Source organism: Nocardioides sp. JCM 18999, assembly GCF_055391175.1.
The window spans coordinates 2,763,763-2,790,353 of the sequence record NZ_AP043887.1; the positions used below are offsets into that span (position 1 = coordinate 2,763,763).

Consider the following 26,591-nt stretch of genomic DNA (forward strand, 5'->3'; position numbering starts at 1 on the left):
CCATGAACCTGCGCCGTGCTCCGCGCCTGTCCGTTCTCGCAGCCACGGTCGCCGCAGCCCTTGCGGCCGGCCTCCTGGTCAGCGCTCCCGCCGAGGCGAAGCCCGGCAGCTGCGGCCGCAAGGCCGGCTGCACGAAGTTCGAGCTGATCCACGCCGGCTCGACCTACGGCTGGTGGCCGGAGGCCAAGCGGTACGAGTTCAAGACCGCCCAGGGCACCACCCCGCCGCCGTCCTGGCGCCGCACCGGAACGACCGACGTCTGGGCAGCAGGGAAGGTCGGCAGCGGCACCCTGGCCGTGAAGATGCTCGCCGACAGCGGAGACTCCCACACCGACTGGACGCAGTCCTGGGTGAACGGTCGCTGGGAGGTGCGCTTCCGGTCGATGTCGCAGCGTGACGCAGGATCGGCGACCGTCCCGGTCCGCAACGCCGACGGGTACTACGACTGGGTCAAGGGCGTCGACGCCGGCATCCGGCTCGAGCTCGTCCCCGCCGGGACCCCGGCCCAGCGCTGCTCCCCCACCAGCATCCTGATGGCCGGCTACAACCCGGCCGCGCGTCGGACCGCGACCATCGGTGTGACCTCCCCGTCGGCCTCCTACGCCGGCACCGTGACCCCGTGGTCGCAGGTCGGCGACCTGTCGTCGAAGCGGCAGTGGACCGGCCCGGTCAACTCCAAGAAGTCGGCCTGGCACGTGTGGGGGGTCGAGCTCAAGCCGACCACGATCACGTGGTTCATGGACGGCAAGGTGACCCGTCGGGCACCACGTCCGGCCTCGACGCAGAACGTCCCCTTCATGTTCCGCGAGTCGATCCTCGGCTCGACCGACCCGAGCCTGCACACCGCCTTCACCGCGACCCAGATGGACTGGGCCCGGTACTGGACGTTGAAGAAGACGACCAAGAACAAGAAGAAGCGGAAGGCCCTGGCGCACGCGCCGGTGCTGGCCCGCACGGCGGCCTCCTCGATCGGGCCCTGCTGACCGGACCCGGCTACCGCCTCAGCTGAGGCGGTAGCTGAAGTCCGCGATCTCGCGGCCCTCGGCGATCCCGCGACGCTCGAACTTCGTCAACGGTCGGTCGACCCACCGCTCCACCCGCCCACCGGTGAGCGTCGGCTCGGAGGCCATCACCTCGTCGATGTGCTCGGCGTAGTCACCCCAGTCCGTGGCCAACCGCCACACCCCGCCGGGGATCAGGCGTGAGGCCGCCGTACCGACGAAGGGCTGGTTGACCAGTCGCCGCTTGTGGTGCCGCTTCTTGTGCCACGGGTCGGGGAACAGCGTCCACAGCTCGGTGATCGAGCCGGGCGCGAAGAGCTCGGTGATGGACCAGGCCGCGTCGACGGTGCACAGCCGGGCGTTCTCGGCGCCGGCCTGCTCGAGCCGGTACAGGGTGTCGGCGACACCGGGCTGCCAGACCTCGAAGGCGAGCACGTTGACCTCAGGATGGGCCGCGGCGTACGACGCCGTCGTCTCCCCCACCCCGGAACCGATCTCGACGTAGAGCGGCGCGTCCCGGTCGAACCAGGCGCGGTTGACGTCGAGCGTCCCGGTGAACCCGGTGACGGCGTCAGCACCGAACACCCACGACGGTCCCAGCCGGTCCCAGGCGTCGGCCTGGCGCGCCGTGAACCGGCTGCCGCGCCGGGCGTAGGACAGCACCTCGCGCAACGGACGGCCGTCCTCGTTGAGCCGCACGGTCGGACGAGCCTCCGGAGAGGCGTTCCTGCTCCGGGCGAGCTTGCCGTGCTTGTCGTGGGATTCGGGGTTCATCGCGGAGTTCATGGCAGGTCCATTGTCCCTGCCGCCTCGCCCCAGGCGGAAATGCAGAACACCCCGGGCCGAAGCCCGGGGCGTTCCGATGAAGCAGGTGCGGCCTAGGCCGCGGGGATCACTTGGTGATCTTGGTGACCCGGCCGGCGCCGACGGTGCGGCCACCCTCACGGATCGCGAAGCGAAGGCCCTCGTCCATGGCGATGGGCTGGATGAGCTCGACCGACATCTCGGTGTTGTCACCCGGCATGACCATCTCGGTGCCCTCGGGAAGGGTCACAACGCCGGTCACGTCAGTCGTACGGAAGTAGAACTGCGGACGGTAGTTGTTGAAGAACGGCGTGTGACGGCCGCCCTCCTCCTTCGAGAGGATGTAGACGTTGGCCTCGAAGTTGGTGTGCGGGGTGGTCGTGCCCGGCTTGATCACGACCATGCCGCGCTCGATGTCCTCGCGCTTCGTGCCACGGAGGAGCAGACCGACGTTCTCGCCAGCCTGGCCCTCGTCGAGGAGCTTGCGGAACATCTCGACACCGGTGACGGTCGACTTCTGGGCGACCTCGCGGATGCCGATGATCTCGACCTCCTCACCGACCTTGACGATGCCGCGCTCGATACGACCGGTGATGACGGTGCCACGACCGGTGATCGTGAAGACGTCCTCGACGGGCATGAGGAACGGCTTGTCGGTCTCACGAGCCGGGGTCGGGATGTAGTCGTCGACGGCCTTCATGAGCTCGAGGACGGACTCGGCCCACTTGGCGTCGCCCTGCAGCGCCGGGAAGGCGGCAACGCGAACGACCGGGATGTCGTCGCCCGGGAACTCGTACTCGGTGAGGAGCTCGCGCACCTCCATCTCGACGAGCTCGATGAGCTCCTCGTCGTCGACCATGTCGCACTTGTTGAGCGCCACGACCAGGGCCGGCACGCCGACCTGGCGAGCGAGCAGCACGTGCTCACGCGTCTGCGGCATCGGACCGTCGGTGGCGGCGACGACGAGGATCGCACCGTCCATCTGGGCCGCACCGGTGATCATGTTCTTGATGTAGTCCGCGTGACCGGGGCAGTCGACGTGCGCGTAGTGACGCGACTCCGTCTGGTACTCGACGTGCGCGATCGAGATCGTGATACCGCGCTGGCGCTCCTCGGGAGCCTTGTCGATCTGGTCAAACGCCGAAGCCTCGTTGAGGTCCGGGTACGCGTCGTGCAGCACCTTGGTAATCGCCGCCGTCAGCGTCGTCTTACCGTGGTCGATGTGACCGATGGTGCCGATGTTGACGTGCGGCTTGGTCCGCTCGAACTTCGCCTTAGCCACTGTGGGCTCCTCCTGTGTGATGTGTTACTTGACTCGTACTTAAGGGTGATGCCGCAGGCTCTCGGGGACAAATCCCCGGACGATTACTCGCCGCGAGCCTTCTTGATGATCTCGTCGGCGACGTTCGTGGGAACCTCGGCGTACGAGTCGAACTCCATCGAGTACGAGGCCTGACCCGAGGTCTTGGACCTCAAGTCGCCAACGTACCCGAACATCTCGGACAGCGGCACAAGGGCGGACACGACGAGATCGCCGTGACGCTCCTCCTGCGCGCGGATCTGGCCACGACGGGAGTTGATGTCACCGATCACGGTACCGAGGTAGTCCTCGGGGGTCGTGACCTCAACGGCGAACATCGGCTCCAGCAGGACCGGCTTGGCCATGCGGGCGGCCTCCTTGAAGGCCTGGTTACCGGCGATCTTGAAGGCGAGCTCGGAGGAGTCCACGTCGTGGTAGCCACCGTCGGTGAGCGTGAACTTCACGTCCACCATCGGGTAGCCGGCGAGGATACCGAACTGCATCGCGTCCTGGGCACCAGCGTCGACCGACGGGATGTACTCGCGCGGGACGCGACCACCCGTGACGGTGTTGACGAACTCGTAGCCAGCGCCGAGGCCGGTCTCCGGGTTGATGTTCGGCTCCAGGTCGATGAGGACCTTGGCGAACTGACCCGTACCACCGGTCTGCTTCTTGTGCGTGTAACCGTGACCGCGGACGGTGCCACGGATGGTCTCGCGGTAGGCGACCTGCGGCTTGCCGACGGTGGCCTCGACCTTGAACTCACGCTTCATCCGGTCGACGAGGATCTCCAGGTGGAGCTCACCCATACCGGCGATGATGGTCTGACCGGTCTCTTCGTCGGTCTTGACGACGAAGGTCGGGTCCTCCTCGGACAGACGCTGGATCGCGACGCCGAGCTTCTCCTGGTCGGACTTCGTCTTCGGCTCGATGGCGACCTCGATCACCGGGGCCGGGAAGGTCATCGACTCGAGCACGACCGGGTTCTGCGGGTCAGCCAGGGTGTGACCGGTCTTGGTGTCCTTGAGACCCATGACGGCGACGATCTGGCCGGCACCGACGGACGCGATCTCCTCACGCTTGTTGGCGTGCATCTGGTAGACCTTGCCGATCCGCTCCTTGCGGCCGTTGGTCGCGTTGACCACGGTGCCGCCGGCCTCGAGCTTGCCCGAGTAGACGCGGACGTAGATCAGCTTGCCGAGGTGCGGGTCGGTCGCGATCTTGAAGGCGAGCGCGGACAGCGGCTCGTCGTCGGACGGCTGCCGGGTGATCTCGACCTCTTCGTTGTTGGGCTTGTGGCCCACGATCGAGTCGACGTCCATCGGCGACGGCAGGTAGTCGACCACGGCGTCGAGCAGGGGCTGGATGCCCTTGTTCTTGAACGCGGTGCCGGTGAGGATCGGGTTGAGCTTGTCGGCGAGGGTCGCGCGGCGGATCGCAGCCTTCAGGGTGGGAACGTCGAAGACGTCGCCCTCCTCGAGGTAGGTCTCCATCGTCGCGTCGTCGGCCTCGGCCAGCGTCTCGACGAGCTTCTCGCGGTACTCGGCGGCCTTGTCGGCCAGGTCGGCGGGGATCTCCTCGACGACGTAGTCCTCGCCGGTCTTGGTCTCGCCGCGCCACACCTTGGCGTTCATCTCGACCAGGTCGACGACGCCGATGAAGTCGGACTCGGCACCGATCGGGAGCTGGAGCACCAGCGGGGTGGCGTTGAGCTTGCTGACGATGGTGTCGACGACGCGGTAGAAGTCAGCACCGGTGCGGTCGAGCTTGTTGATGAAGCACATCCGGGGCACGGCGTACTTGTTCGCCTGGCGCCACACGGTCATGGACTGGGGCTCAACACCGGCCACACCGTCGAAGACGGCGACGGCGCCGTCGAGGACGCGGAGCGAACGCTCCACCTCGACGGTGAAGTCGACGTGCCCGGGGGTGTCGATGATGTTGATCTGGTGCTTCTTCCACCAGCAGGTCGTCGCGGCGGACGTGATCGTGATGCCGCGCTCCTGCTCCTGCTCCATCCAGTCCATCGTGGCGGCACCCTCGTGGACTTCACCGATCTTGTACGAGATACCGGTGTAGAAGAGGATGCGCTCGGTGGTGGTGGTCTTGCCGGCATCGATGTGCGCCATGATGCCGATGTTGCGGACGGTCTTGAGGTCCGTGGTGATGTCGACAGCCACTGTCTTTGTGTTCCTTAGGACTGGATGAAGTGTGGATCGGTGAAGAGTGCGCCGGCCAACGGTTCGCGCCGGCCGGCGCCCTCAGAGAATCACCAGCGGTAGTGCGCGAAGGCCTTGTTGGACTCGGCCATCTTGTGGGTGTCCTCGCGCTTCTTCACAGCGGCGCCCAGGCCGTTGCTCGCGTCGAGGATCTCGTTCATGAGGCGCTCGGCCATCGTCTTCTCGCGGCGGGCCTGCGAGTAGCCGACGAGCCAGCGCAGCGCGAGCGTGGTGCCACGCGTGCCCTTGACCTCGATCGGAACCTGGTAGGTCGCGCCACCGACGCGGCGGGACTTGACCTCGATGGCCGGCTTGACGTTGTCCATGGCGCGCTTGAGCGTCAGGACCGGGTCGGTGCCGGTCTTCTCGCGGCAACCCTCGAGCGCGGTGTAGACGATGCGCTGGGCAACCTGCTTCTTGCCGTCCTTCAGGACCTTGGAAACGAGCTGCGTGACGAGCTGCGACCCGTAGACCGGGTCGACGTCGATCGGACGCTTGGGAGCGGGACCCTTACGAGGCATGTCACTTCTCCTTCTTCGCGCCGTAGCGCGAACGGGCCTGCTTGCGGTTCTTGACACCCTGGGTGTCAAGCGTGCCGCGGATGATCTTGTAACGGACACCGGGGAGGTCCTTCACACGACCACCGCGGACGAGCACGATGGAGTGCTCCTGAAGGTTGTGGCCAACACCGGGGATGTAAGCGGTGACCTCGACGCCGGAGGAGAGGCGCACGCGGGCGACCTTCCGGAGGGCGGAGTTCGGCTTCTTCGGGGTGGTGGTGTAAACGCGGGTGCAGACGCCACGGCGCTGCGGAGATCCCTTCAGGGCAGGCGTCTTGGACTTGGACGCCTTGTCCTGGCGGCCCTTACGGACCAGCTGCTGAATAGTGGGCACCGGGTGGTTCCCTTTCCTGTCTACTGTCTCTCCGCGGCGCCATGCCCCGGAGGTTCGCGCTTCCACGTGTGCATCCACCCGTGAGAAGGGGCGGTTCGTGGAATGCGATGCGGCCTGGTCGTCCCAGACACGATCCCCAAGGCTACCGGCGTGCCGGTGAGGGGGTCAAAACGCCAACCGGGGTGGCTCTGGCCGTGGTACTGAGGCGGCTGTGCACGCCGACGGCGAGCACGGCTCCGAGCACCACGAAACCACCTCCGAGCCACAACGTCCAGCGGGCGCCGTAGGTGGCACCGATCCACCCCACGATCGGTGCCCCGATGGGGGTGCCGCCCTGGACGACGGTCAGGTACAGCGCCATCACCCGCCCGCGCATCGCCGGGTCGGCAGCGACCTGCATCGTCGAGTTGGCCGAGTTCAGCAGGGTGAGCGCACAGAACCCGATCACCGGGGAGAACAGGGCGAAGAGCAGGTACGTCGGCAGCGAGCCGGCGATGATCTCGGCGACGCCGAAGCCGATCGCGGCCAGGGCGAGCAGGCGCAGCCGGATCCGGATGCGCCGAGCGGCCATCAAGGCGCCGGCCAGCGATCCGACTGCCAACGCGGAACCGAGCACCCCGAACTCCCCGGCCCCCTTGCCGTAGACCTCGGTCGCCATCAGCGCGCTGGTGAGCTGGAAGTTCAGTCCGAAGGTGCCGGCGAAGAAGACCAGGATGAGGACGTAGATCATCCGCGGTTGGCCGGCGACGTACCGCACCCCGTCGACGAGTGCTCCCCGCCGGCGCTGTTGCCGGGGCTCGGGCCGCAGCAGGGTCACGTCCATCCGGGCGAGCTGGACGATGACGGCGAGGTAGGACACGGCGTTGAGCGCGAAGACGCCACCGGTCGCTGCCTGACCACTCCCCCACAGCGCGATCAGCAGTCCCGCCGACGCGGGACCGACCAGGCGGGCGGCATTGAAGCTGGCCGAGTTCAGGCCGACCGCGTTGGTCAGGTCCTCAGGGCCGACCATCTCGGAGACGAAGGACTGCCGGGCGGGCGCGTCGAAGGCCGCGCCGATGCCGAGCACGATCGCGCAGAGGTAGACGAACCAGAGCGAGGAGTGCCCGGTCAGCGCCACGACCGCGCTGGCGAGCGATGCCAGGGCCATCACCGCCTGGGTGATCTGCAGCAGCACCCGCTTGGGCACCCGGTCCGCGATCACCCCGGCGTACGGGGTCAGGAGCAGCACGGGGAGGAACTGGAGTCCGGTCACGAGCCCGACCGCCGCACCGCCGCCGTCGAGCGGCTTGAGCACCAACCAGTCCTGGGCGATGCGCATCATCCAGGTGCCGGTGTTCGACACCAGGCTCCCCGCCAGGTAGAGGCGGTAGTTGGGATTGCGCAGGGCGCGGAAGGTCTGGCTCACTGCATAGCCGAACAATGCATCTGCCCAGAGTATTCCGCCGAGTGTCTCGGCGGCTCAGCGGGTCAGACGACGCGGCGCGAGCGCCAGCGGATGAACTCCCAGCCCAGGAGTCCGATCCCGGTGCCGGCGACGCAGCACCAGATCCACCAGGTGCGTCCGGCGTCGGCGAGGACACCGGCGAAGGGCAGCAGGCCGACCAGGGCGATCGCCCACAGGATCGAACCGATCCAGAAGAGTCGGGCCAGGTCGAGAGGAGGACGCTCCACGGCCGGACTCAGAAGGTCTCGAGCAGCTCTGAGGTCAGGTCGTCGATGACGGGTTCCGGCAGCGGGCGCGGCTCGTGCTTGCGGGCCAGCCGCACCTCGGAGTGCGCCCCGCAGCCGTGCCCGAACGCGACCACCCGGCCGTCGTCGTTGGCGTCCCGGTTGGCGCAGACCCCGAACGTCGACGCGAGCGAACCGACCAGGCGGACCATGAACCCGCAGGAGTGGCAGGGGTGCGGCGCGGACTGGGCGAGCGGGGCGGCCGGACCGCCGAGGCCGTCGTACCAGCGCTGTGCCGCCTGGTCGAGGCCCTCCGAGGAGAGCGTGCGGACGCGGCCCAGCCCGAGGTCGGCCGCGACCTGGCGGACCTGCGCCTTCGCGTCGGCGTCCAGGTCGTCGTCGCCGAAGGAGTACGTCGCCACCAGCCGCGGGTCCTCGTCGGAGACCGGCAGCAGGTCACCCGGGGAGAGGTCGCCCGGGCGGATCCGTTCACGGTAGGGCACCCAGGCCGGCGCGATGATGGCGTCGACGCCCGGCAGCAGCACGACCTCGTCGACGGTCGGGACGCCGTCGATCACGACGAGGGTGACGGCCCAGTGCCAGCCGACGTAGCCGGGCTGGTCGGTGAGGAAGTAGTGCGTGCGCACCCCGGCAGCGTCGTCATCCTCGGCGACGAAGCCGAGCCAGCGGCCCACTCCGGACTCGGTGGAGAGAGCGGCGCGAGCGGCGTCGACTTCGCCCGACGGAGCGTCGGTGGCGAGGCTCGAGGCCAAGGGCGAACCAGACATGGCGTCATCATCGCCGATCCGGCGGTGCGCTGTCTCCTCGGGGTGGTCCGGGTTGCCATGATGGGCGGCGTGAGTGAGGGCGAGAAGGGCGGCACGACCGGCCGGGTGGCCGGATCGGTGGGCCGCGGCACGGCCGCGACGGCCCGCGGAGTCGGGCGGGCCTCGCGCTACGCGTACCGCCAGGCCCGCCGGGCCGCGTCGGCCGAGGGCGCCGAGTCCACCGGGCTGTCCCGCCTGATCGAGATGCACGCGTTCAACACCGCCGGCGACGCCGCGGTGGCGATCGCCCTGGCCGGTTCGCTCTTCTTCCAGATGCCGGGTTCCGGCGGTTCCTCCTCGCGGGAGTCGGTGGCGCTCTTCCTGGCCCTGACGATGCTGCCGTTCGCGATCGTGGCGCCCCTGCTGGGGCCGGTGCTGGACCGGGTCGCCCACGGACGCCGGTGGGCGATCGGGATCACGATGTCGCTGCGCGCATTCCTGTGCTGGGTGCTGGCCGGGGCGTTCGCGAACGAGTCGCCGCTCGTCTTCCCCGCCGCCCTCGGCGTGCTGGTCGCCTCCAAGGCGTACGGCGTCAGCAAGGCTGCGACCGTTCCGCGTCTGGTGCCCGAGGGGGTGACCCTGGTCAAGGCCAACGGCCGGGTCGCGATGGCAGGGATCGTGGGCGTCGCCATCTCGGCTCCGGTCGCTGGCCTGGTGTCGCTGATCGGCTCGGAGTGGGTGCTGCGCTGGGCCTTCGTCGTCTTCATCGGCGGCACCGTGATGGCGATCCGGCTGCCGAAGGGCGTCGACTCCAACGTGGGCGAGAGCTCCCTCGCGCTGCGCCGCGACGGCTCCACCGTCGCCGGGCAGGTGCTGATGCCGATGCCGGCGGGTGTCGCCTACGCGCTGCGCGCGAACTGCGCACCGAAGTGGCTCTACGGGTTCCTGTTGATGTTCATGGCGTTCCTGCTGCAGGCCGAACCGATCGGGGACTGGTCCCCCACGGTGCTGCTGGCACTGGTCGCCGGGAGCGCCGGTCTCGGGAACCTGATCGGCGTGGTGACCGCGTCCCTGGTCAAGCAGATCCGGCCGGCCGTGACGGTCTCGGTGGTGATGGTCGCCGACACCGCCGCCGTGCTGGTGGCGGCGCTGTTCTACTCCGTGCCGGTCCTGGTGCTGCTCGGCCTGGTGACCGGGCTGGGCGCGTCACTGGCGAGGTTCTCGCTCGACTCCTCGGTCCAGAGCCACATCCCGCCCTCGGTGCAGACCTCGGCGTTCGCCCGGGCCGACACGACGCTGCAGCTCGCCTGGGTGATCGGCGGATTCGTCGGGATCGCGCTGCCGCTCAACCCGCACCTGGGGATGAGCGTCGCCACCGTGGTGCTCGGAGCCTGGACCTCTTTTGTCCTGAGCGGCGCCCGACGCACGCGCAGCGCGGCCTAGCTCAGAGCTCGAACTCGTCGGCGAGATTTCGCAGGGCGGGGGCGATCTTGCGGCCGAGGTCGCGCGTCGGCGGACGACCGTGGGCGTAGCCCTCACGAATGTCGTCGAGCAGCTTGATCACGTTCTCCACGATCAGCTCCATCTCCTCGGGCTTGCGCCGCTTGGAGGCAGAGACGTTGCGGGAGACCGAGGCCGGGGCGTCGAGGATCCGGACCTGGAGAGCCTGCTCCCCCCGGCGTCCCTGGGCGATGCCGAACTCGACCCGCGTGCCCGCCTTCAGGGTCTTGGCGACCCCGGCCGGCAGCGCGTCGGCGTGCACGTACACGTCGGCACCGTCGTCGGAGGAGAGGAAGCCGAAGCCCTTCTCCGCGTCGAACCACTTCACCTTGCCACTGGGCACCGAGCTGACCTCTTCTTGCGTCGAACATTGCTGACTGTGCTGATCCGACCGCTGGCCGGGCCGACAGAGCCTAGCCCAGATGGCCCTCGAGCCACGCAGGGAAATCGGCGAGGGAGTCCAGCACGACGTGGGTTCCGGCCTCGAGCAGCTCGGCTCGGGTGCACCCGCCGGTGAGCACGCTCACGCTGGTGACCCCGGCGGCGAGCGCCCCCTCGACGTCATGGATGTGGTCGCCCACGTAGATCGAGGCACCCTCGGCACGCAGGACGTCGGCCTTGCCCACGCCCCAGACCCACCCCTCGAGGTGGTCGATGTCGAAGCCGAGGTGCTCGACGTGCAGCCGGGCGTTGGGCTCGAACTTCCCGGTCACGATGATGACCCGGCCCTGACGGGCCCGGACCGCGTCCATCGCCTCGTGCGCACCGGGCAGGGCCGGCACGCTGGTGATCGCGTGCTCGGGGTAGAGCGCCCGGAAGCGGTCGGTGACACCGGCCATCTCCTCGGCGGCGACGTACGGCGCGAGCATCTGGTCGATCGGCGGACCGAGTCGGGTCACCAGCTCCTCGGCCGGAAGGTCGACACCGATCTCGGCGCCGAGCGCACGCAGCACGTCCGCGAAACCGGGCGCGGTGTCGATCAGCGTCATGTCGAGATCGAACCCCACCACCAGCTGACCGGACATGGGCACGAGCCTACCCACCGGTCCATCCACCCGGCCGGTAGTGTCCGGTCGTGGCCGCAGAACAACGCAGTGGGTGGAAGGTCCTTCGGGAGACCGCGTTCCTGGTCGTCGTGGCCGTCGCCTTGGCGGTGGTCGTGAAGTCCTTCTTCGTCCAGGCGTTCTACATCCCGTCGGGGTCGATGGAACCCGGTCTGCAGGTGAACGACCGGATCCTGGTGGAGAAGCCCTCCTACTGGTGGGGCCACCCGCAGCGCGGCGACATCATCGTGTTCAGCGATCCCGGCGACTGGCTCGCCGGAGCGGAGAGCGCGGCGCCTGCCGGCGTGGTCTCCAAGACGCTGGAGCGGATCGGCCTGTACCCCAGCGGCGGCCACCTGGTGAAGCGCGTGATCGGGGTCGGCGGCGACACGATCGTCTGCTGCGACAAGCAGGGCCGGATCTCGGTCAACGGCACCCCGCTGGACGAGGACGACTACATCGACCCCCAGACCGAGTGCAACGGCCCGATGGCGGACTGCAGCCGCGGCTGGAAGGCGGTCGTCCCGGCGGGGAAGCTCTTCGTGATGGGCGACAACCGCGACGAGTCGGCCGACAGCTCGTTCCACCTGTGCCAGCCCGGGACCGAGGCGACCTGCGACCCCGACGACGCCTACGTCGACGAGGACCTGGTGGTCGGCCGCGTGATCGCGCTGGTGTGGCCGCTGAGCCGGTTCAAGATCGAGCACCGGCCGGCGACGTTCGAGAACGTCGCCGCACCGCAGTAGCCGGAGATCCCCGGGTCAGCGCACCCGGATGGTGAGGCCGTCGCCGAGGTCGACGAGGGCACCGCTGTCGAGCACGACGGCGATCCCGGGCCGGAGCTCCTCGGGCCGTTGACCCGGCTGCACGATCAGGGTGCCGTTGGTGGAGCCCAGGTCCGTGACCACGGCCTTGCCGAGATCGGCGCCGGCACCGGGCCGGACCTCGAGGTGGGTCGAGGAGATCTCCGAGTGCGGGCTCGGGACGGCGACCAGTCGCGGCTGGTCCTCCGGCGGGAAGCGGCCGGCGTCGGGACGGCGCCCGATCACCACCAGGCCCTCGACGTCGACCTCCTCCCCGCTGGAGAACACCAGGTGCGCCACCGTGACCGGCGGCGGCACCAGGGCCTCGGTGACGAGGTTGTCCGCGGCGATCGGCCCGGTGAACGTCTCGGTGATCGGCTCCGCCTGACCCGTCGGCTCGTCATCGGCAACGGCCTCGGGCTCGTCGAGGGGGTCGGTCAACGGGTCCGGGACGGCGATCGGCTCCTGGATCACTCCCAGGATGTCGGTCTCGGCGTCGTCGAAGTCCGGCGCGTCGAGGTCGGGTACGTCGACGGGCACCGCGACCACCGGCGCCAACGCGACCGGGGGCAGCGGCGGGGCGGACGGTGCGCCCGGGGTCCAGGTGGGGGGCGGACCGAGCGGAGCCACGCCGTCGGCACCGGTGTCCTCGAGGTCGCTGTCCACCTCGCCGTCCACCTCGTCGTCGATGTCGTCGTCGAGGTCGTGCTCGAGGTCGTCGTCGAGATCCAGGTCGGCCGCCGGGACCGCCACGGGCGCGAGCTGGACCACCGGAGCAAGGTTGGGGGGCGCGACCACCGGGGTCTCGAGCGCACCCAGACGGACCAGCCCGTCGACCACGGCCAGGGCCGCTCCGTCGGCGGTCTCGTCGGGCAGCGCGATCGCGAAGTCGGTGGCGTGCACGGTGCGTTCGGTCCACATCGCACCGGGGTCGGCCGCGACGCGGGTCGTTCCGTCCTCGGTCTCGAGGGTCGCGACCGCGCCTCCACGGACGAGGATCCGCACGGTCTCCGGGGTGATGGTCAGCAGCACGAACCCGGGCAGCGAGGAGAGTCCGCCGGCGACGAGTGCGTCGAGCACGGCGTCGAACTCGGCCCCGTCGTCGACCAAGGGCCACAGCGCAGCGGCGCGGGCCTTCTCCGACCCGGGGAGCAGTACCGTCGCGTTCGCTCCGATGACGCCGAGCCAGCTGCCGGGACGATAGGTGAGGGTCCGTTCGGTCACGGGAGTCATCCCATCACATCAAGGCTCGCTACCGTTGGAGGGATGAGCACGCAATCGGCGACCTCCGGCGGCGCACGCTCCTTGGCCGATCACCTGCGCGGGTGGGACGAGGGCGCCCTGGGCACGCTGCTGCGCACCCGACCCGATCTCGCCACCCCCGCGCCCCAGGACTCCTCCCAGCTGGCGTCCCGGATCTCGACCCGGGCGAGCTCGGCCCGAGCACTCGACGACCTGACCCACTTCGAGCTGGCGATCATCGGTGCGGTGCTGACCGCCCAGCCGGTCCCCCGCGACGACCTGACCGGCCGCGGTGCCGCGGTCGCCGACGCCGTACGGACCCTGGAGGAACGCGCGCTGGTGTGGCCCTCGCCGGAGGGCCTGCGCGTGGTGTCCGGGGTGGCCGAGGCACTGGGCCCGGGCGGCTTCCCCACCAGCACGTCGCCGGCGGCACCGGCGATCCCGACCGCGGCGCGCGACCAGTCGATGATCGACCGTGCTGCGGCGGGTGCTGCCTTCGAGGCCGTCCGCCGGATCGAGCTGGTGCTGGAGACCTGGAGCCACCGACCGGTGACCGCGCTGCGTGCCGGCGGGCTGGGGGTGCGCGACCTGCGGTCGTTGGCCGGAACCCTGCTGGTCACCCCCGCCCAGGCGGCACTGCTGGTCGAGATCGCCGCCGCGGCCGGCCTGGCCACGACCGCGGCCAACGCCGACGGGGATCCCGCGTGGATGCCGACCGATGCCTACGACACCTGGCTGGACCAGGATCCCGCCGAACGCTGGATCCCGTTGGCGCGAACCTGGTTGGCGCTCTCCCGGGCACCGGCCCTGGTCGGCGAACGCGACGGTCAGGACAAGCCGATCAACGCGTTGGCCCCCGAGCTCGGCGCGATCGGGATCGTCGAGTCGCGGACCGCGGCCCTGGCGACGGTCGCCGAACTGGGGCCCGACGTCACCCTGGCCGCCGGCACCGGACTGCCCGGGCTCCTCGCCGCGCTCGGCTGGAAGCGCCCACGGCGCGGCCCGGAGCGCGAACGCCAGGTGGGATGGACCCTCACCGAAGCCGCCGAGCTGGGCCTGTTCGGCCTCGACGGGGCCGCGACCTGGACCCGGCACCTGATCGCCGGCGACGCGGCCGAAGCGGTGGCGGCGCTCGCCACCGTGCTCCCCGCACCGATCGACCACGTCGTGATCCAGGCCGATCTCACCGCGGTGGCGCCCGGCCCGCTGGAGAGCGGCTTGGCCCGGGACCTCGGGCTGCTGGCCGACGTCGAGTCGGGCGGCGGTGCGACGGTCTACCGTTTCAGCGCCGACAGCATGCGTCGCGGCCTGGACGCCGGGTGGAGCGCGGCGGAGATCCACGCCTTCCTCACCACGATCTCGGCCACGCCGGTCCCCCAGCCGTTGACCTACCTGGTCGACGACTGTGCCCGGACCTTCGGCACGGTGCGGGTCGGCCACGCGGAGACGTTCCTGCGCTCCGACGACGAGGAGGCACTGCTCGCCCTGGTCCACCATCCCCAGGCCGAGCGGCTCGGGCTGCGCCTGATCGCGCCGACGGTGCTGATCTCCGCGACCCCGTTGGAGGTGCTGCTCCCGCGGCTGCGTGAGTGGGGCGTCGCGCCGGTGGTCGAGTCGCTCGACGGGTCGGTACACGTCGCCCGCCCCGACCACCACCGGGCCCGCCAGCCCCGCGACCGGCACCGCACGGCGGCGGTGGCACGGGAGGCTGCTCGGATCCCCGGCGTGGTCGCCGCGATCAGGGCCGGGGACGCCGCCGCTGCCGCCCGCCCCCGGGCCGAGGGTCCACTCTCACCGGCCGACGCACTCGGCGCCCTGCGCACCGCGATCGAGCTCAACCAGACCGTGGTGCTGACCTACGTCGACAACCACGGCACCTTGAGCGACCGCCCGGTGCGGCCACGCGCGCTGCTGGACGGGATGCTGCGCGCCCTCGACGAACGCAGCGGAGAGGACCGCGCCTTCGCGGTCCACCGGATCAGGGACGTCCGGGTTCAGCCGCGGTGAGCACCAGCCGGTCGCCGCGGAAGTCGTAGTGGTTCATCGCGTCCAGCCGCGGTGAGTAGGCATGGATCGAGATCGCCGGAGCGTCGCTGAGGTTGCGGACGTGGTGGACGTGGCCGGCCGCGTAGGCCCGCGACTCCCCCGGCACCAGGTCGGCCAGCTGGAGGCCCCCGTCGACGTTGTACTCGACCAGCGCCCCCTGGAGCACCGCGTGCGCCCCGGCCGCCGACCCGTGGTCGTGGTAGCCGGTCTCCGCGCCGGGCGCCCAGGCGATCAGCCACACCTCGAGCTCGGGGGTGCGCTGGAGCAGGAGGAACTCCCGCCCCTCGGCCGGCGCCTCGACGAGGTCCACGAGCTCGGGGTCGGCGGCGAACTCACGGAGCGCTTCGAGCAGCGGCAGCACGGTCAGGGCGGTCATGGTCGAAATACTACAGTGATTCACTAGACTTTAAAGTCGAGATGGTCCGCCCCTTGGGACACCACTCCTAGAATGGCCCGTTATGGATGGGCCCCTGATCGTTCAGTCGGACAAGACGCTGCTGCTGGAGGTCGATCACCCGGCTGCCGGCGAGGCCCGCAAGGCGATCGCGCCGTTCGCCGAGCTGGAGCGCTCCCCCGAGCACATCCACACCTACCGCCTCACCCCGCTCGGCCTGTGGAACGCCCGGGCCGCCGGTCACGACGCCGAGCAGGTCATCGACGCGCTGCTGGCCTACAGCCGGTACGCCGTCCCGCACGCGTTGCTGGTCGACATCGCCGAGACGATGGCGCGCTACGGCCGACTTCGGCTGGAGAAGCACCCCACCCACGGCCTGGTTCTGGCCTCCTCGGACCGTGCCGTGTTCGAGGAGGTGGTCCGCTCCAAGAAGGTCGCGGGCATGCTCGGCGCCCGCGTGGAGGACATCGGCCCGGACCCTGACTATTCGGGCGGCGCCGTCGTCGTGCACGGCTCCGAGCGCGGCAACCTCAAGCAGGCGCTGCTCAAGCTCGGCTGGCCGGCCGAGGACTACGCCGGGTACGTCGACGGCGAGGCGCACCCCATCGACCTGGCCGAGGACGGCTGGACGCTGAGGCCCTACCAGCGCGAGGCGGCCGAGTCGTTCTGGCACGGCGGGTCCGGGGTCGTCGTACTCCCGTGCGGGGCGGGGAAGACGATCGTCGGTGCGGCCGCGATGGCGCACGCCGGTGCGACCACGCTGATCCTGGTGACGAACACGGTCTCGGCGCGGCAGTGGAAGGACGAGCTGATCAAGCGCACGTCCCTGACCGCCGACGAGATCGGCGAGTACTCCGGGACCACCAAGGAGATCCGGCCGGTCACGATCGCGACCTACCAGGTGCTGACGCTGAAGCGGAAGGGTGTCTACCCGCACCTGGAACTCCTCGACGCCCGCGACTGGGGCCTCATCGTCTACGACGAGGTGCACCTGCTTCCTGCGCCGATCTTCCGGATGACCGCCGATCTGCAGGCCCGCCGCCGGATCGGCCTGACCGCCACCCTGGTGCGCGAGGACGGCCGCGAGGGCGACGTCTTCTCCCTGATCGGGCCGAAGCGGTACGACGCCCCCTGGAAGGACATCGAGGCGCAGGGCTACATCGCGCCGGCCGACTGCGTCGAGGTGCGGGTGACGCTGCCGTCGTCGGAGCGGATGGTCTACGCCACCGCCGAACCCGAGGAGCGTTACCGGCTCGCCTCGTGCACGCACCACAAGATCGACGTGGTCCGCTCCCTGCTCGACCGCCATGCCGGCCAGCCCACGCTGGTGATCGGGCAGTACCTCGACCAGCTGCACGAGCTGGCCGACAAGCTCGACGCCCCGGTGATCTCGGGTGAGACCACGGTCAAGGAGCGGCAGCGCCTCTACGACGCCTTCCGTGCCGGCGAGATCAAGCTGCTGGTGGTGAGCAAGGTCGCGAACTTCTCCATCGACCTGCCTTCTGCCGAGGTGGCGATCCAGGTCTCGGGCTCCTACGGCTCGCGGCAGGAGGAGGCTCAGCGGTTGGGTCGCCTGCTCCGGCCCGGGGACCCGCTGCCCGACGGCTCACGCAAGGTGGCGCACTTCTACACCGTGGTCTCGCGGGACACCGTGGACGCCGACTTCGCCGCGAACCGGCAGCGGTTCCTGGCCGAGCAGGGGTACGCGTACCGGATCGTCGATGCCGACGAAGTGAGCCCATGACCGAGCTTGCTCGCGTCATGTGGCGAGCGAGGAGGCAAGCGCCCGCGGGCGCTCTGCCGACGACCTGGATCGGGCGCCCGACGCCTGACTGCACGTGCACCGCCGGAGCGCGACACACCGACTCCTGCGGCGTGTCGTTCCGCACTCGCGCACGAACGGTCAGTCGCCCGCGATCCTCGCGAACAGGTAAGCGTCTCGACGGGTTCCTCGCATCGGCGCGAACGACCGCATCAGGCCCTCCCTGGTGAATCCTGCGGACTCGGCCACCCGGATCGATCCCTGGTTGCCGGGCTCGATGAAAGCCTCAAGGCGAGCGACGCCACCCTCGCTCAGCAGCCACCGCGTCGCCGTCGCCACCGCGTCGGCCGTCCGCCCTCGTCGGCGATTCGCAGCACCGGCCCAGTACCCGATCGATGCTCGACCGGCCGGGCGCGAAATCCACAGGGCACCGACGTAACCCACCGTCTCGCTGTCTGCTTCGACCGCCCACGCCCAACCCTTGCCCGCTGCAATCCGATCGGCCTGCGCCTCGATGAAGGCTTGGGCTCCTGTGAGGTCGCATCGGGCCGGAACCTCACTGATCGCTGGAATGTCCGGATCGATCGCCGCAGACAGGACGAAGTCGAGATCGCCTTCGTCCCAGGGGCGGAGGATGACCTGATCGCCACGGAGGGTCGGCTGCGTCATGTCCGAGACCCTAGGGCCGCTCGTCGGGCGGTCGCCCAACAGGCACGCCGAAAACCCGTCGTACAAGCGGTTTCTGCGTCCGTAGGTTCCTCCGCCGTGCCCACAGAGCGTGGGCAGAACTCTCACGAGAGGACAGACCAGAGGAAACCACGATGGAGAAGATCACTCCGAAGCTCATGAACTGGGCTTCGATCCTCGAGGACAACACCCGCGCGCAGGCGCAGACCACGGCCACGATGCCGTTCGTCTTCCCGCACGTGGCGTTGATGCCGGACGCTCACCTGGGGCTCGGCGCGACGGTGGGATCGGTCATCCCGACCCTCGGCGCGATCATCCCGGCGGCCGTCGGCGTCGACATCGGCTGCGGCATGATCGCGGTGCGGACCCAGTTCCACCGCGACCAGCTGCCCGCCGATCGGCGCCCACTGCGTGAGGCGATCGAGCGCGCGATCCCGCTCTCGGCCGGCGCCGCGAACCGCAAGGTCAGCCGCGACCACACCCAGGCCCGACTCGACCTGCTCACCGCCGAGGCGGAGCAGGCCGGCTTCGAGCCCGGTGCGTACGCCAAGGCGTGGGACCTGCAGCTCGGCACGCTCGGCTCGGGGAACCACTTCATCGAGGTCACGGTCGACGAGCTCGACCAGGTCTGGCTCTTCCTGCACTCGGGCTCCCGTGGGGTCGGGAACCGGATCGCGCAGCGGCACATCAAGGTCGCGGCCGCTCTGTGCGAGAAGTGGTGGATCCGTCTGCCCGACAAGGATCTCGCCTACCTCGCTGAGGGCACCGACGAGTTCTGGGCCTACATCCGCGAGATGCGGTGGGCGCAGCACTACGCGCTGCTCAACCGTGAGGAGATGATGGATCGGGTCGTGCGTCAGTTCGCCGAGTGGGTCGGACTGTCCTCCGCCGACGAGGTGCAGCGGCTCGAGGAGATCAACTGCCACCACAACTACACCGAGGTGGAGACCCACTTCGGTCGTGAGGTGTGGCTCTCCCGCAAGGGCGCGATCAACGCTGAGGCCGGGCGCGCGGGCCTGATCCCGGGTTCGATGGGCACGGCGTCGTACGTCGTCTCCGGGCTCGGCAACAAGGTGGCGCTCAACTCCGCACCGCACGGCGCCGGGCGGAACTTCTCCCGGTCGGCAGCACGTCGGCAGTTCAGTGCCGAGGACCTGCGGTCGGCGATGGTCGGGATCGAGTACCGCGACACCGACGCGTTCATCGACGAGATCCCGGCGGCGTACAAGGACATCGACCAGGTGATGGCGGACGCCGTCGACCTGGTCGAGATCCGGCACACGCTGCGTCAGATCGTGAACGTGAAGGGAGATTGACGCGAGACGGTGGGGCGTCATGGTCACCAGGTGACCGTGGCGCTCCACCGTTCGGCCGCCCGGTCTCGGCGACGTACGCTTGGACACCATGTCCGAGAACGTTGACGAAGAGTTCGCCCGCCGCCTGGAAGAGGTCTCGGCCAGCGTGGCCGGACTGAGTGAGGACGAGGCGCTCGAGGCACTCGACGCCCGGCTCAAGCAGGTCGAGCGCAACGGCATCGCGCTGCACCGGCTCAGCCTGGCTCGCGCCCGGGGCTCCCTGGCCGCCGCGCTCGGCGAGGGTGCCGAGCCCGAGATGATCACCTCGCTGGAGGAGATGGTCGTCACGATCGAGCAGTCCGGCCCCACCGAGAACCTCGAGCTCGGCTCCCCGGCCCGCGTCGCTGACCCGGCCACGCCGGAGTACGACCCCGAGCTGGCGGTGACCCTGCAGAGCCTGCTCGAGCGTCACCGGGAGAACGCGATCGGCATCCTGGGTCTGATCGCCAAGACCACGGTCGCCGGCGACAACCCCGACCTCCTCGCCCGGCTCGAGGGCCTGCTCGCCCACGACCTCGAGGCGATGGCCGACCTGGAGGCGTGACACCAGGGCCACCTCACGGTGGCGCTCATGTCACGGCACGGGTCAGATGAAGGGCGCCCATCCCGTCGTGAGCAAGGCCGCCAGCACGGTTCCGCCGGCAGCGAGCCATGCGTCGCGCCGACGTCCACGGAACGACCACCACCAGGTCAGTGCTCCCGCACCTACCGTGAGCAGGGGGAGCACCACGATCCGGACGATCAGACCAACGATGTCGCCGACCCGTGGTCCGACCTCGGTGACGCCCGGCGGGGCGATCCCTTCGGGCAACGAGAGCAGGATGCTCAGGCCGAGGAGGTGGATCAGCGTCCAGAAGCCTGCGAAGGCGACGGCGCACACGGACACCACGATCGGTCCCCACGGCGTCCTCACCGGAGCCGGCAGGGTCGGGGGTTCAGCCTGCTCGATCTGGTCCTGCATGACGGGAGTCTCCCACTCCCGTGCGTCCGCCACCCTCCGGATGCGGAATCAGCGTGCCTCGTGGATCTCGACGGTGAACCCGTCCCTGAGGACGCCGCCGACGGGATCGAGCGAGACGACGATCCCGGTCTGCCGGTCGAGCGCGACGTCGTACGCCGTCGGGTAGTCCTCGAGCGGCCGCGGGTCCGGGCCACCGCACTGGTGCTCGTCGCGGGCGGCGATCCAGGAGTTCAGCAGCGGACAGCAACCGCACCGGGGCTCGTAGCCCTCCGCCGCTGCGACGCGGGCTCGCCAGACCGTCCGGCCCGCGACCTGGTCGGCCCGCACCTCGGTGATCTCCACGTGGTGAGAGAGCTCGACCGGGTCGAGCATCGCGACCCAGCGATAGGTGTTGTACATCGGGTCGCCGTAGCCGACGTCAGGGTCGTCCGGGCGTACGGCGACGAGCCCGTCGGCCCGCAGCAGCGGAGTGAACTCGGTCGGCGGCCGCAGAGTGACCACCCGGGACGACACCACGCCCGAGTCGCTGATCTCCATCACCGCGCGCGACTCCGGAATCCCCCGCTCGACGGACTCGCTGCCATCGGGGCGTCGCACCCGGAGCATCCCCGGGCGCTCGAGCCACGCCTCGACGTCCTCGTCGAACTCCACGCACCGGTAACGGAAGTGCACGCTCGAGAACCGCCAGGGCGAGGACCGCGCGAGGGCGGCGAAGGAGTCGGCGTCGAGAGGCACCGAAAAAGGGTGACACCCCGATCCCCTGCTCGCTACGTTCTTTTCACCCATCTCCGGCTGTGAAGGCGATCCCGATGAGCGACGACCAGGTCATGTACACGCTCGGCCCCGACGAGGAGGTCACGCACTGGTACAACATCGTCGCCGACCTTCCGACGCCTCCGCCGCCGCCGCTGCACCCGGGCACGCACGAGCCCGTCGGCCCCGACGACCTCGCCCCGCTGTTCCCGATCGAGCTGATCCTGCAGGAGGTCTCGGCCGAGAAGTACGTCGAGATCCCCGACGCCGTGCGCGAGGTCTACCGCCAGTACCGACCCAGCCCGCTCTACCGCGCACGCCGTTGGGAGAAGCTGCTCGGCACCACCGCCCGGATCTACTACAAGTACGAGGGCGTCTCCCCGGCCGGGAGCCACAAGGTCAACACCGCGGTGCCGCAGGTCTACTACAACTCACTGCACGGCATCCGCCGGCTGACCACCGAGACCGGTGCCGGCCAGTGGGGCACCGCCCTGTCGTACGCCTCGGCGCTCTACGGGGTCGAGTGCGAGGTGTGGCAGGTCGGGGCGTCGTACGACACGAAGCCGCAGCGCCGCACCCTGATCGAGGTCTTCGGCGGCACCGTCCACCGCTCCCCCAGCCAGCTGACCGAGTCCGGCAAGGCGTTCCCCGAGGGACATCCGGGCTCGCTCGGCATCGCGATCTCGGAGGCCGTGGAGGTCGCCGCCCAGGCCGAGGACACCAAGTACGCCCTGGGCTCGGTGCTCAACCACGTGCTGCTGCACCAGACCGTCATCGGCCAGGAGGCGCTCAAGCAGCTGGAGAAGGCCGGCGAGACGAAGGTCGACGTGATCTTCGGCTGCGCCGGCGGCGGCTCCAACTTCGCCGGCCTCACCTTCCCGTTCCTCGGCCGGAACCTCACCGCCGGTACGACGACGCGGATCGTCGCCGTCGAGCCGACCAGCTGTCCGACCCTGACCCGGGGCGAGTACCGATACGACTTCGGCGACACCGCCGGCATGACGCCGCTGATGAAGATGTACACGCTGGGTCACGACTTCGTGCCGAGCCCGATCCACGCCGGCGGTCTGCGCTACCACGGGATGGCTCCGCTGGTCTCGCACGCCGTGCACGAGGGCATGATCGAGGCGGTCGCGCTGCACCAGAACGAGTGCTTCGAGGCGGGCGTCGAGTTCGCCCGGACGCAGGGCATCGTGCCGGCCCCGGAGTCGGCGCACGCGCTGGCCGCGGCCCGCGCCGAGGCGCTGGCGGCGAAGGAGTCCGGCGAGGAGAAGGTGATCGTGATCGGCCTGTCCGGCCACGGTCTGCTCGAGCTCGGCGCCTACGCCCAGTTCCTCTCCGGCACCCTCGAGGATGACGCGCTCTCCGAGGACGCGCTCCAGGCGGCACTGGCCACCGTGCCCGCCATCTGAATCCCGGCGCAGCACCTCCTCGGCCGCCACCTAGGATTGGGTCATGGCTGAGAAGGTGCTGCTGCTCGAGAACATCCACCCCGTCGCGGTCGAGAACCTCGAGCGCTCCGGGTTCGAGGTGGACCTGCGCAGCGCCTCGATGTCCGAGGACGAGCTGATCGAGGCCCTGCCGGGCGTCTCTTTGATCGGGATCCGGTCCAACACCCACGTCACGGCGCGGGTGCTGGACGCTGCGCCCGACCTCAAGGCGATCGGTTGCTTCTGCATCGGCACCAACCAGGTCGACCTGGTCGCGGCGGCCGAGCGCGGGGTCGCGGTCTTCAACGCGCCGTACTCGAACACGCGCAGCGTCGTGGAGCTCGTGATCGCCGAGATCATCAGCCTCGCCCGCCGCCTGCCGGAGAAGACCGACAAGATGCACGCCGGCGTCTGGGACAAGTCGGCCAAGGGCAGCCACGAGGTCCGCGGGCGCACCCTGGGCATCGTCGGCTACGGCAACATCGGCACCCAGCTGTCCAACCTCGCCGAGGCGCTCGGCATGTACGTGATCTTCTTCGACATCGCTGACCGTCTCGCGCACGGCAACGCCCGCCGGATGCCGAGCCTGGACGCGCTGCTCGCCGAGGCCGACGTGGTCTCGCTGCACGTCGACGGTCGCCCGGGCAACGCCGGCATCTTCGGCGCCGAGCAGTTCGCCACGATGAAGCCGCGCAGCCTCTTCATCAACGCCGCCCGCGGCATGGTGGTCGACACCGAGTCGCTGCGCGAGAACATCCTGTCGGGCCACATCGCCGGTGCCGCGCTCGACGTCTTCCCGATCGAGCCCAAGGCCCAGGGCGATGTGTTCGAGTCGCCGCTGCGCGGTCTCGACAACGTCATCCTGACCCCGCACGTGGGCGGCTCGACCCAGGAGGCGCAGGAGGACATCGGCTACTTCGTCTCCAGCAAGCTGAAGAACTTCCAGCAGCAGGGCTCCACCGAGCTGTCGGTGAACCTCCCCGCCGTGCAGCCCCCGGCCCTGGTCGAGGGCACCCGGGTCGGCTTCCTGCACGCCAACGTCCCCGGCGTCCTGGCCGACGTGAACAACGTCCTGGCCAGCGAGGGCGCGAACGTCACCGGCCAGTACCTGGCCACCCGAGGTGAGCAAGGTTACGTGGTGACCGACCTCGCCGGGGAGCTCCCCGAGACCGCACTCGCCAAGCTGTCCGCGTCGCCGCACACCCAGTGGTTGAGGCACTTCAGCGCCTGACAACGCCCTCAGAACGCCCCCTCCGACCCGTCGGAGGGGGCGTTTTTAACGATTCGACTGAATCGATTCGGCAACGGACAATGGAACCGTGGGATTCGCGACGTACACCGAGGTGCTGAGGGAGCCGGTCATCCGTCGGACCGTCCTCCTGGGCCTTGTCATCCGCATCCCGCTGTGGGCGGCCAACATCGTGCTGACCCTGCACATCGTGACCTCCCTGGGCCGGTCGTACGCCGAGGCCGGGCTGGTGGCGATGATCGTCTCGGCCGGCATGGCGATCAGCGGTCCGTGGCGCGGCCGGCGGATGGACCGCCTGGGCCTGCGCAAGGCCCTGCTGCCCTCGCTCCTCATCGGTGCCGCCGTCTGGGTGATCGCGCCGTGGGTCGGCTTCTGGGCGCTGGCGGCACTGGCCGGTCTGGCCGCCCTCTTCACCGTGCCGACCTTCACCATCATCCGGCAGGTGCTGATCAGCCACGTGCCCGACGAGCAGCGGGTGACGGCCCTGTCGATCGACTCGATCGCCGTCGAGATGAGCTACCTCTTCGGCCCGGTGCTGGGCGTGCTGGCCGCGACCTACCTGCCGACCGACATCGCCCTGCTGCTCTGCCAGATGGCGGTCATCGCGGGCGCGACGGCGCTGTGGTGGGTCAACCCGCCCCTGCTCAGCGTCCACTCCGACATCTCGGCCGGGCACATCCCGCCGCGGGACTGGTTGACCCCGTCGGCGATCGCGATCCTCGCGATGGCTGCGATCTCGACCGCCATCCTCACCGCCGAGGACCTGTCCACCGTGGCGGCGCTGCGGGAGTGGGGCACCCCGTCCCACATCGGCTGGGTGCTCGCCCTGTGGGGCGCCGGGTCCGGCGTCGGGGCCCTCGTGTACGGCGCGATGAAGCGTCCCCCGGGCGCTGCGGTCCTGCTGATCGGACTCGCGGGCTCGACCGCCCTCATCGCGCTGGCGAACACCACCTGGATGTTCGTCGTGCTGCTCCTGATCTCGGGCGGCTTCTGCGCCCCGACCATCACCGCGACCGTCGACGCGCTCTCCCGCCAGGTGCCGGCCAGCATCCGGGGCGAGGCAATGGGGTGGCACGGGTCGGCGCTCACGCTCGGCTCGGCCCTGGGCGCGCCCTTCATCGGCATCGCCCTGGACCACGGCGGATGGTCGGCGGGCTTCGCGTACGCCGGCCTGGGTGGTCTGGCCGTCGCCGTGATCGCCCTCGTCGTCACGCGCAGCTTCGACCGCCGCGCCGAGGCACTCGCCGAGCTCGAGACGGAACCGGTCGGTCAGTCGGCCTGACCCAGCTGCAACCTCAGCTGGAACACGTCGGAGCGCCACGCGCTCCGACTCACCTCGATGATCGTCTCTCCGGCGAAGGCCCGTCGCTGCCCGCGCACGACCAGGTCGCCGGCCGGCACCTCGAGCAGTCGACTCTCGTCCTCCGTGGCCGGCGAGACCGTCACGATGTCCTCCGCCCACGTCGGCCGGAGCCCGCGCGCGCCGAGGTCGTCGTACAGGCTGGTCGGCATCGGACCGTGCATGAAGCCCGGCAGCATGACCTCGTTGAGCCACGCGTCGACCAGGCAGGCCGGCTGCCCGTCGGCGGTGCGGAGCCGGCGCCAGTGGATCACGGCGTCCCCCGGCGAGAGGCCCATCGCCCGGGCGACCGACTCCGAGGCGCCCTGGCGTTCGGTGGCGAGCGAGCGGGCGTCGGCCCGCTTGCCGCGACGGGACATCTCCTCGGTGAAGGACATCACCGGGGTGGAGCGACGCCGGGGTCGGGCGACGAACGTGCCTCGCCCGGGGATCCGCTCGAGCAGGCCCTCGACCACCAAGGCGTCGAGCGCCTGACGGACCGTCATCCGGGCGACGCCGAAGCGATGGACGAGCTCACGCTCGGACGGGGCGGGCGTTCCGGGGGGTTCGGTCGCGACCAGAGTGCGCACGTACTCGCGGATCGTCTCGTGCTTGAGCGACCGCTGCCCCGGCGCAAGTACAGGCTCGGTCCCCCCACCCATGACGTCACCTTATGCGGCGCAGTGCCGAACCGTCCGTCGTTCCCTCGATCCGACACGCTGCACCGCCATCCATTCGAACATATGATCTAATCTGGAGGCATGGACTTCCAGGGATCGCTGTTCGAGGCGCCCGCCGGCCCCGACACCCGGGCGCTCCACCGCACCCCGCTCAGCGCCGGCGCCTGGGTGGACGTCGCCACGGGTTGGCTCCCCGAGGCCGACGACGTCTTCGCGACGTTGATCGCCGAGGTCCCGTGGCGGGCGGAAAGACGTCAGATGTACGACCGGGTCGTCGACGTGCCGCGCCTGGTGCACACCTACCTGGCCGACGGCGCGTTGCCGCACCCCGCACTGGTCGCTGCCCGCGAGGCGCTCAGCGACCACTACGAGGCCGAGCTCGGCGAGCGGTTCCGGACCGCTGGCTGCTGCTACTACCGCGACGGCCGCGACTCGGTGGCCTGGCACGGTGACACCATCGGCCGCGGTCGGACCCAGGACACGATGGTCGCGATCGTCTCGTTGGGCGACCCGCGGCGGCTGGCGCTGCGACCGCGCGGTGGCGGCGACACGATCTCCTTCGAGATGGGTCACGGCGACGTGTTGGTGATGGGCGGGAGCTGCCAGCGCACCTGGGAGCACGCCGTTCCGAAGGTGGCCCATGCCGGGCCGCGGCTCAGCGTGCAGTTCCGACCGCTGAACGTGTTCTGAG

General features: G+C 69.9%; 27 protein-coding genes. 11 read left to right on the forward strand and 16 right to left on the reverse strand.

Annotation, left to right across the window (positions count from 1 at the left end; all coding sequences use genetic code 11):
* The first annotated feature begins 2 nt into the window (after positions 1 to 2).
* Complete coding sequence (locus ACZ5J1_RS13650; protein WP_464559672.1) at positions 3 to 983, forward strand: LamG domain-containing protein; 981 nt, start codon at positions 3 to 5, stop codon at positions 981 to 983.
* A gap of 18 nt (positions 984 to 1,001) precedes the next feature.
* Here ACZ5J1_RS13650 and trmB read toward each other — a convergent pair whose 3' ends face one another.
* The 8 genes from trmB to ACZ5J1_RS13690 form a co-directional block, all read right to left on the reverse strand.
* On the reverse strand, positions 1,002 to 1,787 hold the full coding sequence (trmB, locus tag ACZ5J1_RS13655; protein WP_464559674.1) for a tRNA (guanosine(46)-N7)-methyltransferase TrmB: 786 nt from the start codon (positions 1,785 to 1,787) through the stop codon (positions 1,002 to 1,004).
* A gap of 106 nt (positions 1,788 to 1,893) precedes the next feature.
* The gene (gene tuf, locus ACZ5J1_RS13660; RefSeq protein WP_464559676.1) at positions 1,894 to 3,087 is read right to left on the reverse strand and encodes an elongation factor Tu; all 1,194 of its coding nucleotides are present in this window, start codon (positions 3,085 to 3,087) and stop codon (positions 1,894 to 1,896) included.
* An 83-nt stretch (positions 3,088 to 3,170) separates the two neighbouring features.
* Positions 3,171 to 5,234 carry an elongation factor G gene (gene fusA / locus ACZ5J1_RS13665; protein WP_464564799.1) on the reverse strand — a complete coding sequence of 688 codons (2,064 nt, stop codon included), beginning with the start codon at positions 5,232 to 5,234 and terminating at the stop codon, positions 3,171 to 3,173.
* Between the two features lie 140 nt (positions 5,235 to 5,374).
* Positions 5,375 to 5,845 carry a 30S ribosomal protein S7 gene (gene rpsG / locus ACZ5J1_RS13670; RefSeq protein ID WP_464559678.1) on the reverse strand — a complete coding sequence of 157 codons (471 nt, stop codon included), beginning with the start codon at positions 5,843 to 5,845 and terminating at the stop codon, positions 5,375 to 5,377.
* Position 5,846: 1 nt separating this feature from the next.
* Positions 5,847 to 6,218 carry a 30S ribosomal protein S12 gene (rpsL, locus tag ACZ5J1_RS13675; protein ID WP_464559680.1) on the reverse strand — a complete coding sequence of 124 codons (372 nt, stop codon included), beginning with the start codon at positions 6,216 to 6,218 and terminating at the stop codon, positions 5,847 to 5,849.
* A 142-nt stretch (positions 6,219 to 6,360) separates the two neighbouring features.
* A complete protein-coding gene (locus ACZ5J1_RS13680; protein ID WP_464559682.1) occupies positions 6,361 to 7,626 on the reverse strand; it encodes an MFS transporter in 1,266 nt (421 codons plus the stop codon).
* Positions 7,627 to 7,688: 62 nt separating this feature from the next.
* Positions 7,689 to 7,892 carry a DUF2530 domain-containing protein gene (locus tag ACZ5J1_RS13685; RefSeq protein ID WP_464559683.1) on the reverse strand — a complete coding sequence of 68 codons (204 nt, stop codon included), beginning with the start codon at positions 7,890 to 7,892 and terminating at the stop codon, positions 7,689 to 7,691.
* An 8-nt stretch (positions 7,893 to 7,900) separates the two neighbouring features.
* Positions 7,901 to 8,677: a DUF3027 domain-containing protein gene (locus tag ACZ5J1_RS13690; RefSeq protein ID WP_464559685.1), complete on the reverse strand. Its 777-nt coding sequence runs from the start codon at positions 8,675 to 8,677 to the stop codon at positions 7,901 to 7,903.
* A 69-nt stretch (positions 8,678 to 8,746) separates the two neighbouring features.
* Here ACZ5J1_RS13690 and ACZ5J1_RS13695 point away from each other — a divergent pair, with 69 nt between their 5' ends.
* Complete coding sequence (locus ACZ5J1_RS13695; protein WP_464559687.1) at positions 8,747 to 10,099, forward strand: MFS transporter; 1,353 nt, start codon at positions 8,747 to 8,749, stop codon at positions 10,097 to 10,099.
* A gap of 1 nt (position 10,100) precedes the next feature.
* Here the strand turns inward: ACZ5J1_RS13695 and ACZ5J1_RS13700 are convergent, their stop codons facing one another.
* Together ACZ5J1_RS13700 and ACZ5J1_RS13705 are read right to left on the reverse strand one after the other, a co-directional pair.
* A complete protein-coding gene (locus tag ACZ5J1_RS13700; RefSeq protein WP_464559689.1) occupies positions 10,101 to 10,499 on the reverse strand; it encodes a cold-shock protein in 399 nt (132 codons plus the stop codon).
* A 70-nt stretch (positions 10,500 to 10,569) separates the two neighbouring features.
* Positions 10,570 to 11,181 carry an HAD family hydrolase gene (locus ACZ5J1_RS13705; protein WP_464559691.1) on the reverse strand — a complete coding sequence of 204 codons (612 nt, stop codon included), beginning with the start codon at positions 11,179 to 11,181 and terminating at the stop codon, positions 10,570 to 10,572.
* Between the two features lie 50 nt (positions 11,182 to 11,231).
* Here ACZ5J1_RS13705 and lepB point away from each other — a divergent pair, with 50 nt between their 5' ends.
* Positions 11,232 to 11,945 carry a signal peptidase I gene (lepB, locus tag ACZ5J1_RS13710; RefSeq protein WP_464559693.1) on the forward strand — a complete coding sequence of 238 codons (714 nt, stop codon included), beginning with the start codon at positions 11,232 to 11,234 and terminating at the stop codon, positions 11,943 to 11,945.
* A 15-nt stretch (positions 11,946 to 11,960) separates the two neighbouring features.
* Here lepB and ACZ5J1_RS13715 read toward each other — a convergent pair whose 3' ends face one another.
* Positions 11,961 to 13,226 (reverse strand): FHA domain-containing protein, encoded by a 1,266-nt coding sequence (locus ACZ5J1_RS13715; RefSeq protein ID WP_464559695.1) that lies wholly within the window; start codon positions 13,224 to 13,226, stop codon positions 11,961 to 11,963.
* Between the two features lie 42 nt (positions 13,227 to 13,268).
* On the opposite strand from ACZ5J1_RS13715, the gene ACZ5J1_RS13720 reads away from it, so the two are divergent.
* Positions 13,269 to 15,251, forward strand: coding sequence for a helicase-associated domain-containing protein (locus ACZ5J1_RS13720; protein ID WP_464559697.1), 1,983 nt, complete (start codon positions 13,269 to 13,271; stop codon positions 15,249 to 15,251).
* Here the strand turns inward: ACZ5J1_RS13720 and ACZ5J1_RS13725 are convergent.
* Positions 15,223 to 15,666 (reverse strand): cysteine dioxygenase, encoded by a 444-nt coding sequence (locus ACZ5J1_RS13725; RefSeq protein ID WP_464559699.1) that lies wholly within the window; start codon positions 15,664 to 15,666, stop codon positions 15,223 to 15,225. The genes ACZ5J1_RS13720 and ACZ5J1_RS13725 overlap by 29 nt on opposite strands.
* Positions 15,667 to 15,748: 82 nt before the next feature.
* Here ACZ5J1_RS13725 and ACZ5J1_RS13730 point away from each other — a divergent pair, with 82 nt between their 5' ends.
* Entirely contained in the window at positions 15,749 to 17,428 is a 1,680-nt protein-coding gene (locus ACZ5J1_RS13730; RefSeq protein ID WP_464559701.1) for a DNA repair helicase XPB, read from the forward strand.
* 159 nt (positions 17,429 to 17,587) lie between these two features.
* Here ACZ5J1_RS13730 and ACZ5J1_RS13735 read toward each other — a convergent pair whose 3' ends face one another.
* Positions 17,588 to 18,115, reverse strand: a complete 528-nt coding sequence (locus tag ACZ5J1_RS13735) for a GNAT family N-acetyltransferase (protein WP_464559703.1) — start codon at positions 18,113 to 18,115, stop codon at positions 17,588 to 17,590.
* A gap of 152 nt (positions 18,116 to 18,267) precedes the next feature.
* Between ACZ5J1_RS13735 and ACZ5J1_RS13740 the strand changes: the two genes are divergently transcribed.
* Both ACZ5J1_RS13740 and ACZ5J1_RS13745 read left to right on the forward strand, forming a co-directional pair.
* Positions 18,268 to 19,449: an RtcB family protein gene (locus tag ACZ5J1_RS13740; RefSeq protein WP_464559705.1), complete on the forward strand. Its 1,182-nt coding sequence runs from the start codon at positions 18,268 to 18,270 to the stop codon at positions 19,447 to 19,449.
* 88 nt (positions 19,450 to 19,537) lie between these two features.
* Positions 19,538 to 20,032 carry a hypothetical protein gene (locus ACZ5J1_RS13745; RefSeq protein WP_464559707.1) on the forward strand — a complete coding sequence of 165 codons (495 nt, stop codon included), beginning with the start codon at positions 19,538 to 19,540 and terminating at the stop codon, positions 20,030 to 20,032.
* Positions 20,033 to 20,074: 42 nt separating this feature from the next.
* On the opposite strand, the gene ACZ5J1_RS13750 is transcribed toward ACZ5J1_RS13745, so the two are convergent.
* Complete coding sequence (locus tag ACZ5J1_RS13750) at positions 20,075 to 20,449, reverse strand: hypothetical protein (RefSeq protein WP_464559709.1); 375 nt, start codon at positions 20,447 to 20,449, stop codon at positions 20,075 to 20,077.
* Positions 20,450 to 20,497: 48 nt separating this feature from the next.
* Positions 20,498 to 21,184, reverse strand: coding sequence for a hypothetical protein (locus tag ACZ5J1_RS13755; RefSeq protein WP_464559711.1), 687 nt, complete (start codon positions 21,182 to 21,184; stop codon positions 20,498 to 20,500).
* Positions 21,185 to 21,258: 74 nt separating this feature from the next.
* Here ACZ5J1_RS13755 and ACZ5J1_RS13760 point away from each other — a divergent pair, with 74 nt between their 5' ends.
* The 3 genes from ACZ5J1_RS13760 (at position 21,259) to ACZ5J1_RS13770 (ending at position 25,163) form a co-directional block, all read left to right on the forward strand.
* Positions 21,259 to 22,614, forward strand: coding sequence for a TrpB-like pyridoxal phosphate-dependent enzyme (locus tag ACZ5J1_RS13760; RefSeq protein WP_464559713.1), 1,356 nt, complete (start codon positions 21,259 to 21,261; stop codon positions 22,612 to 22,614).
* A 43-nt stretch (positions 22,615 to 22,657) separates the two neighbouring features.
* Positions 22,658 to 23,863: a phosphoglycerate dehydrogenase gene (serA, locus tag ACZ5J1_RS13765; protein ID WP_464559715.1), complete on the forward strand. Its 1,206-nt coding sequence runs from the start codon at positions 22,658 to 22,660 to the stop codon at positions 23,861 to 23,863.
* A gap of 88 nt (positions 23,864 to 23,951) precedes the next feature.
* Complete coding sequence (locus ACZ5J1_RS13770) at positions 23,952 to 25,163, forward strand: MFS transporter (protein ID WP_464559717.1); 1,212 nt, start codon at positions 23,952 to 23,954, stop codon at positions 25,161 to 25,163.
* Here the strand turns inward: ACZ5J1_RS13770 and ACZ5J1_RS13775 are convergent.
* Entirely contained in the window at positions 25,151 to 25,882 is a 732-nt protein-coding gene (locus ACZ5J1_RS13775; RefSeq protein WP_464559719.1) for a GntR family transcriptional regulator, read from the reverse strand. The two genes, ACZ5J1_RS13770 and ACZ5J1_RS13775, sit on opposite strands and share 13 nt — an antisense overlap.
* A 99-nt stretch (positions 25,883 to 25,981) precedes the next feature.
* Here ACZ5J1_RS13775 and ACZ5J1_RS13780 point away from each other — a divergent pair, with 99 nt between their 5' ends.
* On the forward strand, positions 25,982 to 26,590 hold the full coding sequence (locus ACZ5J1_RS13780) for an alpha-ketoglutarate-dependent dioxygenase AlkB (RefSeq protein WP_464559721.1): 609 nt from the start codon (positions 25,982 to 25,984) through the stop codon (positions 26,588 to 26,590).
* Position 26,591 lies beyond the last annotated feature (1 nt).